The sequence below is a fragment of the Trichocoleus sp. FACHB-6 genome (genome assembly GCF_014695815.1).
Lineage (GTDB): Bacteria > Cyanobacteriota > Cyanobacteriia > Cyanobacteriales > FACHB-T130 > Funiculus > Funiculus sociatus.
The window spans coordinates 140,620-153,250 of the sequence record NZ_JACJOY010000050.1; the positions used below are offsets into that span (position 1 = coordinate 140,620).

A 12,631-nucleotide genomic window follows, 5' to 3' on the forward strand; every position below is an offset into this window, starting at 1 on the left:
TTGGTTTTTTAAGGTAATTCGCTAAGGATTTCTTTGCGTTCCTTTGCGTAGACCTTTGCGTTAAAAGAAAATCCGCACTAGGGATAGAAAGATTTAGATGGAACAACAACCAATTCAAGTTATAGGCGGCGGTTTAGCGGGGACGGAAGCAGCGTGGCAAATTGCCAATGCTGGGTTGCCTGTAGTGCTGCACGAAATGCGCCCCAAGCGGTTTAGTCCTGCCCATCACTCAGAACATTTGGCGGAATTGGTGTGCAGTAATTCCTTTGGGGCAATGTCAAGCGATCGCGCTGCTGGTCTTTTACACGAAGAACTGCGTCGCCTCAACTCAATTATCATTGGCAAAGCTGACGAACACGCCGTTCCTGCTGGTGGTGCTTTAGCCGTTGACCGGGGAAAATTTAGCAGCGAACTAACAGAAACTCTTGCTTCTCACCCTAATGTAGAGTTGCGGCGCGGCGAATTGCCGCAAATCCCTACAGAAGGTATTACAGTTCTCACTACTGGCCCTCTAACTTCCCCCGATTTGGCGGCAGATTTGCAACGCTTCACGGGCATGGAATACATGAGTTTTTTCGATGCCGCCAGCCCGATTGTGGTGGGAGAATCGATTAATCGTGACATTGCTTTCCTCGCTTCTCGCTACGACAAGGGAGACGCTGCTTATCTCAATTGCCCAATGAATAAGGAGCAGTATCTACATTTCCGGGAGGAACTCTGCAAGGCTGAACAGACTGAATTGAAAGACTTTGAACGGGAGACGGCAAAGTTTTTTGAGGCTTGTCTGCCCATTGAAGAACTGGCGCAACGGGGAGAAGATACCATGCGCTATGGCCCTCTGAAGCCTGTGGGATTGTTTGATGCCCGCAAAGGTGATTTCCGCGCCCCAGAAAATCAGTCGCAACGTCCTTATGCGGTGATACAGTTGCGCCAAGAAGATAAGGCAGGGCAACTCTGGAATATGGTGGGATTTCAGACGAATTTGCGCTGGGGCGAGCAGAAACGGGTGTTTAGCTTGATTCCAGGCTTGGAAAATGCGGAGTTTGTGCGGTTGGGCGTGATGCACCGCAACACGTTTATTAATGCGCCGCAGTTGTTAAAGCCTTCTTTACAATTTCACAACCGCCCTACGTTGCTTGCAGCAGGGCAGTTGGTGGGAACTGAGGGTTACACGGCGGCGGCTGCTGGCGGTTGGCTGGCGGGGACGAATGCGGTGCGAATTGCTTTGGGTAAAGAACCGCTGACGCTACCAACTACGACGATGATGGGGGCGTTGTTTGAGTTTATTAGTTCGGCTTCACCAAAGCATTTTCAGCCGATGCCACCCAATTTTGGCATTTTGCCGGAATTGCCTGTAAGGATTCGCAATAAGCAGGAGCGATATGGCGCTTACCGCGATCGCGCTTTTGCTGATCTCGCTAGTTGGAAGTCTGCCATAGGTTAATTTCTCGTTCCCAGTCAGATGCTGGGAACGAGAAATTTGCATTTAAGTGTCTTCTCTCAGCATATTAATAGCCGATGAGTCCGTAATAATAACTTACAGCCAAAATCAGAATTGTTAAAACTCCAATCGTAGTGCTGATGACAAATTGCTTAGATGTTTTTTGATTGAGTTCCTTTTTACTTTCACCTACAGCATTTTGGGAATTTGTTGTTTTGTCAGTGGTCATTGTTGTTAATCGCTTATACTTATTTATTACCTAGTTTGCTTTAACTGCAAAAAACTTCATCTAACTTTAGGGCTATCAAAAAACGGTGTACAAAGATACCTAACAGTTTTAAGTTTTTTATTTCGTTACGCAGCTTGTAGAAATGGTTATTTGTGGTATATTTATATAATGGAAATCCGTGCGCTCAGGTAAATGTTTAAATAACCCACATCGCTTCAACTGGTGGGGCAGGCGGTCTTTCCGGCGACTAGAGATGATCAAAGCTTTATTTCCCAATCAAAGCCAGAATTATTACCTTTTGCTGTCTGTGTGTCTTACCCGAAGATTCGGGAAGACAAAGCTACATCGAAATTCCGGACGCTTTTTAAGCTTTGTTGGGGGTATTGCCCTTTGCTTTTCCCTGTGGCTAATGCTATCAATGCCCGTGAAGGCTGAATCTCCCACGCCGCCGCCAGTCACAGTGGACACGTTGAAGCAGATGCAGCAACAGTTAGATCGACAAAGGTCTAATTTTTCCCAAGAAAGCGATCGCTTACAAAAACTCGAAAAAGCCGCACAGGGACAACTGGGCAAAGTACAGCAAAATATTAACTTAACCGACACCCAAATCAACGATTACCAGTACCAATTACAACAAGCCACCCAAACATTAAAAAAGTTACAAAACCAGTTATTTTTCGCCCAAAGGGATTATCAACAAAAGCAAGCCGCCACCGTCGCCAGATTGCGTTTTCTGCAACGCCAGAACCTAACTAACCAAGGCTGGAATATCCTGCTTTCTAGCCAGAATTTTAATCAATTTTTTGACCGCCGCCGTCAGATAAAATTAGTTTTTCAGGCAGACAGGCAAATTTTAAGCAACCTGAAAGCCCAATCAGATCAAATCAACAGCCAGAAAATCGCAGTCGAACAGCAGGAAAATCAAATTGCCCTAATTAGCCAGCAGCTACTGCTACAAAAAGCAGACTTTATGGCACAGGGACAAGTGCAGCAGCAACTGATTGAACGCCTCAATAGCAACAGACAAGCCTTAGAAGCTGCCGAGAGAGTTTTGGCAGAGGATTCCCAAGGCATCGCCACCTTGATTCAAAAACGGGTTGCAGAAGCTAAAGCAAAAGAAGCCGCCGAAAAAGCCATTCTTCGCGGCGACGACATTAAGCGTAGCACTGGTGGCATCTTCGGATATCCCAGCGATGCCGCAATTAGCAGCAACTTTGGCTGGCGGATACACCCAATTCTAGGCTACCGCCGCTTACATTCCGGTCTTGACTTTGCGGCAAGCTATGGCAGCACCATCCGCGCCGCCGAGAGTGGAGAAGTAATTTTTGCCGGTTGGTATGGCGGTTACGGCAAAGCAGTGATAGTCAACCACGGCAAGGGTATTACGACTTTATACGCTCACTCTAGCCAACTGTATGTATCTGAGGGACAATTGGTGAGAAGAGGAGATGCGATCGCATCTGTTGGTTCCACCGGATTTTCCACAGGCCCCCACCTCCACTTCGAGGTACGAAAAAATGGCGAACCAGTAGACCCCATCAATTACCTCTAACAGTGCTATACTTATCCAAAGATATCAGGGCACGTAGCTCAGTGGATAGAGCACCAGATTCCGGTTCTGGGTGTCGGGGGTTCAAATCCCTCCGTGCTCGTTTAAAGCAATAGCGAAACCCAACAAATCGCTAAAACTAAGCCCGCTTGCGCGGGCTTAGTTTATTCGCCTTTGACTTTAGTGGTCAGGCGTTTTTCCCAAAAATTAGACAAGCCCCAATACTTCTTGGATAAACTCACAAACTCGGTTTCCTCTATGCTCCACAAGCCAAGCCATTGCCTTCGCAACGGCTAAAATATCTTGAGGCTGCTTTTGGACAGTCTTTGTCCCTGTAACCGCGCCCTTGAGGATGACAGCTATTAATCGAAAAGTATAGAAGCCCATCTAAACTTTGCTGTAAACGCTATAACCACAAGCTAAAAACTCTTTCAAGAATTTGGGAGGATTTATTTCCTTATTAATGTCATTAGAAACACGCATCCCCACGTTCCCAAATTTTTCTTGCAGCAAAGCAGGTTTATGCGGTTTGATAGTATATTGGGGACACTTCTGCGATAATTGAGAATTTTTCAACAAACGCTTTATCTCCCGTAAAGAATATTGCTTTAAATGACCGAAATCGAGTTTGGATTTCCTCGTTTTATTCAAAACGTTATCCAAAATATTCATCGGACAGTAGCGATTGTAGAATAAATCTTCAAATACAAAAACTCCCCCCGGCTTGATAACGCGAGCAATCTCTGCCAGATTGTGTTTTAGTTGCTCTGTTTCTAAACTCAAAAAAATACTACTTGCTCTAACAAAATCTATTGAGTTGTCCTCAAAGGGCAACTTATCCCCGGCAATACAAATTAAAGAGAACTCGGCTGACGGAAACAAATTATATGCTCTTTTATACCCCAGCATACGCCGCAGAAGACTCTCGGAAATATCTATTCCATAATATTTGTTGCAGGTAATCTTTTTCTGTTTGGAAAGATAGGCAGCGAGTCTGCCATATCCACAACCTAGATCCAAAATTGAATCAAAATGTTTACCAATAGGTAGGGGTTCCCAAACTTCCCCAAAACTTCCTAGAGACTCTGCTGTTTGTTCCCATTGCACTACAGCTGTTTCCCACAACAACTGCTTGAGTTTCCACATGGAGCTAGCTTCATAGTTTTTGGGAAAATATATCTCTTGAACCAGTTGAAAATCGCTTAACTGAAGTTGAGATTCGGCGAGTGTAACCACTTGAATATACCTCCCCTGTAGCTTTGGCGGAATAGGAAGAACCTGTATCCTTACCCTTGCCGCCTAAAGATCGGGTATTTACGTGAAAATGCGGATTGACATCAATTGCATTTTAATTTCTATTTAGAAAATTTTGCTATAGCTAAAACCCATCTTCACTTAATCTTTAAGTAAGAAGCTAACTGAAGGCAGAATTATGAAGTTTGTGTAAAGTGTAGTTGTAATTACCAATAACCGGAATTCAGGAGCTTTCATTAAAATCAAGGCTGACAGGCAATTGAAGAAGCTATACTATCCCGACTGAGGTTATTACTAGGTAAAGATTCGCTTATATCCGCAATAATACGGATATAAGCCCTTAACTGACAGACCCAAGGTTAAATTACCGTATCGCTACTATTGTCCCTCATCCCTCGAACAATGCGGGATAATTCGCTCTTTTCGTCAACTGCAATCCGAGTGGGTGAGCCACTGATAATTCTTTCGTAATTACGGAAAGAATCTTTAATTTCAGCTCCCTCATCAGTGATAGTATACTCGCGGATACCTTTTTCGTGCCAAGAACCTCGCATCTTGAAAACATTGATAGCACGGGACATTTCACCGCGAATTTCCACATATTGCAGCATCAAAATCGTGTCTGTAATCGTGGAAATATGGGAATCCGTAATCGAATGGGAACCCATAAATTGGTCAGTTGTGTTGGTAAAAAAGCCAGTAATTTCCTCTTGCTTGGCATAACCAGTAACGCCAATTACAAACTGCCGGAAGGCATTACTGCTAACGCCGCGTGCTAAAGCAGACAGGGAATCAATGGCAATGCGACACGGCTTAAATTCAGCAATTTCTGATTTAATAATTTGCAAATGGTCTTCTAACCCAGCCGACTCTGGATAAGTACAGAGAATTTTGAGCAACCCTTTTTGCTCCATCTCCTCAAAATCAATGCCCCAGGAATAAGCATTGCGAGAAAGTTGGGCGCGAGATTCTTCATAGGCAAACAAGATGGCACGTTCGTCCCTGAGGCAGGCATTTTCCAAAAATTTGCTTACTAAAAGCGTTTTTCCTGTACCTGTAGCACCTGTTGCCAAAATAATCGAATCTTTAAAGAATCCACCACCACACATTTCATCGAGGGTTTTGACACCAGAAGACACCCGAATATTGGAAGAACGCTGGGTGAGTCGCATTGCTCCTAGTGGGAAGATATTGATTCCATTATTGGTAATGGTGAAAGGGTATTCGCCTTTCATATGGGTAGTACCGCGAAGTTTAAGAATTTCAATGGTGCGGCGGCGACGTTCTCCTTCCAAAACGTTGCGAACAATGGCTACGTTATCAGAAACAAATTCTTCTACCCCAAATCGCGCCACTTGACCATATTCCTCAATCCTTTCTGTCGTCATTATGGTGGTGACACCAATTTGTTTGAGGCGGGCTACCAATCTAAAAATTTCCCGTCGTACTAGCCCTGCGGCATCATATTGCTGAAAAATAGCTGTTACAGAGTCAACGGAAACCCGCTTGGCTTTGTATTTACGAATGGCATACTGAATGCGCTCAATTAAGGCGGAAAGGTCAAAGTTACCGACAACTTCCTGTCCTTCGGGATCGGGAGAAGCATCCAGAATAAATAGCTGGCCTTGATCTATTAATTTCTGCAAATCCCAACCAAAGCTGGAGGCATTTTTTATGATATCTGTGGGAGATTCTTCAAAAGTAACAAATACGCCGGACTCATCAAACTGAGTAATACCGTTGTAGAGAAACTGAACTGCAAACAAGGTTTTACCAGTTCCGGAGGTGCCACTGAATAAGGTGGTTCTCCCCAGTGGTAAGCCTCCATGACTAATGTCATCGAAGCCTTCAATCATTGTGCGAATTTTTTGGACTCCTAGCGGTGCCAATTCGTCTTTATGCTCGCTTGGATTAGTTTGATTCATCACGTGAGTCAAAAAAATAAGAGATTAGCAGAAACTGAGTAAGGGCTATAGACCAGTCTAAAGTTTAAAGGCGCAAGTACCTCTGGTTGTAGGGGTTTATTAGTAATACACCCGAATATAATTTATAAATCTGATTCGGCTTGGCTGAGTTCTTCATACAGAAGATCCAATCCGACTAATACCTTTTCTCTATCCGAAAGATCCCCGATGATTCTGCGGACTGGCGGAGGTAATACTTTTGCCAAAGTCGGCGTGGCTAAAATTTTATCTTCTTCAGCCAGTTGGGGATTTTTGAGAACATCAATCACTTTGAGGGCATAGACACCCTGGAACTCTTGTTCCAAGATATTTTTGAGCGTTTTTAAAGCCCGTACTGAGTTGGGAGTGTTTCCAGCAACGTAGAGCTTAAGAACATAGGTTTTCTTCAGGGCGACCATAAATTAGCAATTGAGGACTTGAAAAAATAATTAGGCTTAAAATTAAATTCTTTTTAATTCTTAATTTTTAATAGTTAAGACTCTCTGGGAATGGAACGGCGATACATTTCGCACAGATGAGCAATGACATCAATCAAGGTCAGACGATAGTCTAATAATATTTCTTCGCTCCGCCCTTCTAGTTTCAAGTGTTTGGAGAATTCATCCATTAATTCCATATGAATCTCGACAATTTGAGACACTGACATATCGGCAAAAAAAGCCACAGTGACAAATTGATCGATGGCTTGATTCAGTGTACTCTCTTTGGAGAAGTAATTTATGACAATCTGGCGATATTCGGCTTTGAGTTGGTTTAAAATTTCTTGCCTTTCAGTTCGCGATAGATGACGGAAAAAAGCCTGGGAATTTCTCTTGTAGTACACGCCTAAATACCCTAATCGTTCCTGAAGTTTTTCAGCTAGCCGACGCTGCTGTAGCATTAGGAAACTTTGAGTATTTAGCTCAGTAACGGGATCGAGGCTGGCGGAAAGGTCAGGGAGAAGACAGCTGGGTGCTAGGGTGAGGAATCGAGCGATCGCTTGATCAATCAACAGCGTCATCTTGTTGGCTTGGCTTGCGGTTACATGAACTTCCCCAGGGTGGTACAGATAAGTCCCCAACGATTGGTTAGCATCAGCGACGCTACTTACGTTACTCGGCTTATCTGTAATCACCGCATAATTACTGAGTTCATGCGTTACCTTTTTGAAAATTACAATTGGCAGCAGAGTGCCTTGTTCGTACAATTGGTTAAACAGGGGTAGCAACTCGCCTTCCTCCTGTAAAACCAAACAATCAATCTCCTGCTTGTGTTGCTCGATTTCGGCAAAAAACTCAGATAAGGAGCTGGACTGAGTTACAAGATAGTGATCGCTGCTCAAATCGTCCCTCACGGACTTAGCCAGCGATTCATTAGAAACAAACGTACAAATAGACAGGGGTGAATCCAAAACCTTAGTCAGTGTAATAAATTAATTCAGTGTTTCCATTGAGACATCCTTCACGAGGAGGATTTCTCACCGGAATCGTTTAGAAACTACTTAATAATAATTTAAACATTAATCGAATTGTAATTAATTGTAAGTAGGAGTATCTGGGAGTCGCCTGGATGGAGCCATAATTAAGCAGAACCTCTACTTTCATATTCCATAAGAAACTGCGCGATCGCCAGTTTTTTTTTAAACCCAACTTTTTTGGCAGAAGGCAGGAGAAACACCTACCGAGAAGCCAAGGAAGTACGTCCGCGCAGAAGTCACTCTCCCAAGAGCCAGGTTTGTCATGTTCATTACCAATCCCAGTCTAAAGGAATTTATTGAACGAGTTCCTGTTTGCGAACAAACAGCTGCCTTCGCATCTCTTTTAGAGATTTTTCGCTCTGGCGGTTGCGATCGCGTGGTGGTGGTGAGCGAACAACAACACCCGCTAGGAGTAGTAAACCTCCGGGCAATTATGCCTCATCTGATCGTAAAAAACCAGTTTAAGAAGCAAGATTACCTAATTGCGGGGGTAGCAATCGATTTGCAGCAACCCCTGTGCGAGCTGGATTTGCCGCTGATTGAAAAAGTGGCAACCTTGCCTGCTTGGATTTCTTTAAGCCAGTTCTGGCTGTATTTGCGTTCTTCTAATTCCCAAACACATCTCCCAAACTGGGCTGTAGTCGATCCCTCAGATAAATTCTTGGGTTTGTTGGATAGCCAACGTCTGGTGAAATTTCTGGCAACGATAGAAGAAATTCCAGGGGAAATGGAGCAAAGGAGCCGAGGAACCCAGGAAGCCAGGAGCAAAGGAACTCAGGAGAATTGGAACACAGGGGAATTGGAATCTACTTCCCCTACTGGCTGTACCAAAGAGTCCCTAGTTCAACTCTTGGAACAACTGCCTTTGCCCTTGAGGTTGCAAACCATAACTGGGCAAATTATCGCCCAGAATCTGACCTGGAGACAGCAGATAGGAGAAAGTCTTGAATCTTACCTAGAAGAGCCTGAAGAAGCACCTGTCTTAATAGATTCCTTGTGGCAACAGGAGTTAGTGGGCGTAAGTTCTAGCGGCACCGCAGCAGAGTTTGTAAATTGGTGGGAAGGTGGCGACCAGACAAATCACCATCAAATGTCAGCGACAGAAGCAACCATTGCCTCTAGGGAAACGACCTCTTGGGAGGCGGTGACGCGAAATCCAACTACAAAAAAGATAGGCGATCGCCTCTGGCAATTTGTCACAATTCCCCTGCGCCAAAACAGCACTAACGTAGAGGGGAAGAGTATCCGAGTATCCGAGTGGGAACACCTACAACACTACAACACTACAACGCCCCTGCATTCGCTCAGCCCTGACCTCTCGCTGGTGATGGCAACCGACGTAACAGAGCAGCACATCTTCGCCCAGGAATTAGCAGCTAAAAATGCCGATTTAGTCCAACTCAACCGGATGAAGGATGAGTTTTTAGCCTGTATCAGCCACGAACTCAAAACCCCCCTGACGAGCGTACTGGGTTTAGCCAGCTTGCTGAAAGATCAGTTAATCGGGCAGCTGAATGAACGTCAGGCACGCTATGCACGACTGATTCATCAGAGTGGGCGACAGTTGATGACGGTAGTCAACGATATTTTAGATTTGACCCGGATGGAGACAGGGCAGCTGGAACTGACACCAGAGCCAGTGCATATTCCCACAGTATGCGATCGCGCCATTACTCAAGCGCGACAACTCCAGCCAGGTAAAGAACCATTGGAAACTGATCTTCAACAAGAAGAAATCAGCTTCACACTCAGCATAGAACCCGAATTAGAAACAATGGTGGCAGACGAATTGCGCCTGCGCCAGATGCTAAGTCACCTGCTTTCCAACGCCCTCAAATTTACTGAATCTGGAGGCGCAATCGGTCTTAAAGTAGCTTGTTGGGAAGGCTGGATTGCCTTTACTATCTGGGATACTGGCATTGGCATCCCCGAAGCAAAACAGCATTTAATCTTTCAGAAATTTCAACAGTTGGAAGATACCCTCACCCGCAGATTTGATGGTACAGGTTTGGGGCTGGCTTTAACCCAACGCCTTGCTCACCTGCACGGCGGAGATATTTCGTTTATCTCCAAAGTTGGTGCGGGAAGCCAGTTTACCCTGTTACTACCTCCTGTTCCACCACCCAATTCTAAAAAACTGGGGACTGAGCAAGATTATTCCCAACCCCCAATTTCTAATAAACAAAAATCCAAAGCCCAAAATCCAAAATTTAGCAATCGGTTAATCTTAATTGTCGAAGCTGTACCCCAGTACATCGAAGATTTAACCCAGCAACTGACAGGTTTGGGCTATCGATACGCGATCGCTCGTTCCGGTACAGAAGCAATCGAAAAAGCACGGCAGTTGCAGCCACAAGCCTTACTGCTCAATCCCTTACTACCCCTGCTTTCCGGCTGGGACGTTTTGACTCTGCTCAAATCAGATGAACAAACCCGTCACATCCCAGTCCTTGTGACAGCAAGCCAAGGAGAAAAAGAGCAAGCATCCGCCAACCGCGCAGATGGCTTTTTAACCCTGCCAGTACAGACAGAAGCATTACGACACAGCCTGATTAGCTTAAAAGCACCTCAAACTCCTACCCCCAGTCTGACGATTTTGCATCTTACCTTTGAGGAGCAAGCAGCAATAGAATTCTCACCTACAGCATTGGGCCTGTCGCCAAAGCACCGGGTTCTCGAAGCCGACGATATAGAGCAGGCAGAACTTTTGGTGCGTGTTTGGCACCCGAATGTCGTCATCCTCGATGGTGCTGGTTTAGAAGACCCTCTTGCCTACTTAAAGGAGCTTTCGTTAACTGATCTTGCCTCTTTACCCTTAATAACCTTAGACCGCCAGACTACTCAAGCGGCAAATCAAGTTACTGGTCTTTCCGTATTTCCGTGTTTAGCATCAGATCGCCATGAGAATATGGATGCCTTATTGCAGGTGATTCAAGTTGCTGCTGGCATCAGCTGCCAATCAAATATTTTAGTTGTGGATGCCCGAAGTCTCACCGATGTGTTCTCCCCCACCGAAGAAATTGGGGAACCGAGAATAGATGCAGGGGCAAATACTTCTCCCTACGACCGTACAGGCGAAGCATTTGACCCCCAATTTGTGGCTAGCCCCCAAATTAGCAGCTCGAATGGTTCCCCTCTGCTGCACTACCTAGAAAGCGCAGGGTTTAAAAGTTTACTCTCGCGTTCTTGGGCGGAAGTATGCCGTCAACTGCAACACCAAAACGTAGACTTACTGCTCATCGATTTGGCGGACATCAAGCCTTATCCAGCACTGGTGGAAGCTTTGACCTCCTTGAAGCAGATGCCTGCTTTACCGCCCATTTTGGTGCTGGATCATCGCTGGGATGGGAGAAATTTGGATGAAGCGACCATTAAGTTTGAGGCAGCCTTGAGAGCGATCGCTACTAAAATTCTCTCAGTACCTCCCCTGTCAATGGCAGAAGTGCTAGACCACATTCACGCCTCCCTCGCCCAAACAAGCTTATAGCCCCCTCTCCCCTCGTTCCCAGGCTCAGCCTGGGAACTACGTAGTCTTTTGATTTTTTATTCAAAGCAATTTTATACAGAGCTTCTAAGTATTTCTTTCCTTGACATTACTGCTAATCCTTGAGTATATTGCACTAGAACAAATGTTCTAGTAGAGGACGGCGTTCCCGGACAGATTGCTGCACTCTGCTGTAGGAACACCTGCAACAGAGCAACTTTGTTATGGAGAAAAAACCATGAATAAAATAGCCTCAAGAGACAGCAAACAAAAAATTCTTGAAGCTTTCAAGCAGCTTCTAACAGAAAAGAAAAAAATCGAGTCAAAAATAGCCACAAAAGAACAGGAAGTAGAAAAAGAAAAAAACAAAGAAATTCTCCAAGCTGCTTCTACATATACCGTCGATAGTATTGTCAAAGGTCTAGCAGACCTGCAATTAGAATTTGGCAGCATCGTCACCGGACTCTCCACAAAATTAACAGGAGAAACATCAAAGTTAAACGAGCTAAAACGGGCGATAGAAATTGAAACCCAACACCTACAAGAACTTCAAGAAATCAGAATAGTAGCAGATGCGCTGCACATCTTAACTCAAGAACACCAAGAAAACTTAAAAGCGCTAAAACAAAAAACCGCAATTGAGCGGGAAGCACTAGAAAAACAACAAACTATAATCCGCAAATCTTGGCAAAAAGAGCAAGAAGAATACGAAACGGCACTCCAAGAACAAAATGCCTTATTAACCGCAGAACGCCAGCGGGAAACTGAAGATTATCAATACGAATTAGAAAGAACTCGAAAACTGGAAACAGATGAGTACGAAGAAATCAAGCGAAACCTAGAACGGGAATTGCAAGCCTCTGAGAAAGAAAAAGAAAAACAATGGTTAGAACGAGAAAATAATCTAACAGCGTGTCAAGCAGAGTTTCAAGAGCATCAAAAGAAAATAGACGGATTTCCTAAAGAATTGGAGGACGCTGTTAAAAAAGCCAGAGAAGAAGCTATTAAAGACGTTCACCAAGACGCTAAGGTGCAAGCTGATTTGTCTGAGAAAGAGTGGGAAGCCACTAAACAGAGTAATGAATTTAAAATTCAATCTCTGGAACAGACAATTCAAAGACAAATGGAACAGATAACAGAAATTACCGCCCAACTTCAAGCCGCCTCTAAGCAAGCGCAAGATATCGCCATGAGAGCTTTTGAAAGTTCCTCTGCTAAGCTGACAACCAAAAGGGAAAACTAGGGGTTAAGGAT

General features: G+C 44.6%; 10 protein-coding genes and 1 tRNA gene. 5 read left to right on the forward strand and 6 right to left on the reverse strand.

All coding sequences use genetic code 11. The annotated features are described in order from the left end of the window. Nucleotides 1–97 precede the first annotated feature (97 nt). Entirely contained in the window at nt 98–1,444 is a 1,347-nt protein-coding gene (trmFO, locus tag H6F66_RS09660; RefSeq protein ID WP_190420589.1) for an FADH(2)-oxidizing methylenetetrahydrofolate--tRNA-(uracil(54)-C(5))-methyltransferase TrmFO, read from the forward strand. 64 nt (nt 1,445–1,508) lie between these two features. On the opposite strand, the gene H6F66_RS09665 is transcribed toward trmFO, so the two are convergent. Further along, nucleotides 1,509–1,670, reverse strand: a complete 162-nt coding sequence (locus H6F66_RS09665; protein WP_190420590.1) for a hypothetical protein — start codon at nt 1,668–1,670, stop codon at nt 1,509–1,511. Nucleotides 1,671–2,079: 409 nt separating this feature from the next. Here H6F66_RS09665 and H6F66_RS09670 point away from each other — a divergent pair, with 409 nt between their 5' ends. Continuing rightward, nucleotides 2,080–3,222 (forward strand): peptidoglycan DD-metalloendopeptidase family protein, encoded by a 1,143-nt coding sequence (locus H6F66_RS09670; RefSeq protein WP_347269358.1) that lies wholly within the window; start codon nt 2,080–2,082, stop codon nt 3,220–3,222. 27 nt (nt 3,223–3,249) lie between these two features. Beyond that, a tRNA-Arg gene (locus H6F66_RS09675) sits at nt 3,250–3,322 on the forward strand. 104 nt (nt 3,323–3,426) lie between these two features. Here the strand turns inward: H6F66_RS09675 and H6F66_RS09680 are convergent. The 5 genes from H6F66_RS09680 to H6F66_RS09700 form a co-directional block, all read right to left on the reverse strand. Continuing rightward, nucleotides 3,427–3,606, reverse strand: a complete 180-nt coding sequence (locus tag H6F66_RS09680) for a hypothetical protein (protein ID WP_190420592.1) — start codon at nt 3,604–3,606, stop codon at nt 3,427–3,429. Then, nucleotides 3,607–4,455 (reverse strand): class I SAM-dependent methyltransferase, encoded by an 849-nt coding sequence (locus H6F66_RS09685; protein WP_190420593.1) that lies wholly within the window; start codon nt 4,453–4,455, stop codon nt 3,607–3,609. A gap of 377 nt (nt 4,456–4,832) precedes the next feature. After that, nucleotides 4,833–6,398 (reverse strand): circadian clock protein KaiC, encoded by a 1,566-nt coding sequence (gene kaiC, locus H6F66_RS09690; RefSeq protein ID WP_190420594.1) that lies wholly within the window; start codon nt 6,396–6,398, stop codon nt 4,833–4,835. A 122-nt stretch (nt 6,399–6,520) separates the two neighbouring features. Next, a complete protein-coding gene (gene kaiB, locus H6F66_RS09695; protein WP_190420596.1) occupies nt 6,521–6,835 on the reverse strand; it encodes a circadian clock protein KaiB in 315 nt (104 codons plus the stop codon). Nucleotides 6,836–6,909: 74 nt separating this feature from the next. Beyond that, on the reverse strand, nt 6,910–7,827 hold the full coding sequence (locus H6F66_RS09700) for a circadian clock protein KaiA (RefSeq protein WP_190420597.1): 918 nt from the start codon (nt 7,825–7,827) through the stop codon (nt 6,910–6,912). A gap of 328 nt (nt 7,828–8,155) precedes the next feature. Between H6F66_RS09700 and H6F66_RS09705 the strand changes: the two genes are divergently transcribed. After that, entirely contained in the window at nt 8,156–11,380 is a 3,225-nt protein-coding gene (locus tag H6F66_RS09705; protein ID WP_190420598.1) for a hybrid sensor histidine kinase/response regulator, read from the forward strand. Between the two features lie 235 nt (nt 11,381–11,615). Then, complete coding sequence (locus H6F66_RS09710) at nt 11,616–12,620, forward strand: hypothetical protein (RefSeq protein ID WP_190420599.1); 1,005 nt, start codon at nt 11,616–11,618, stop codon at nt 12,618–12,620. Nucleotides 12,621–12,631: the final 11 nt, after the last annotated feature.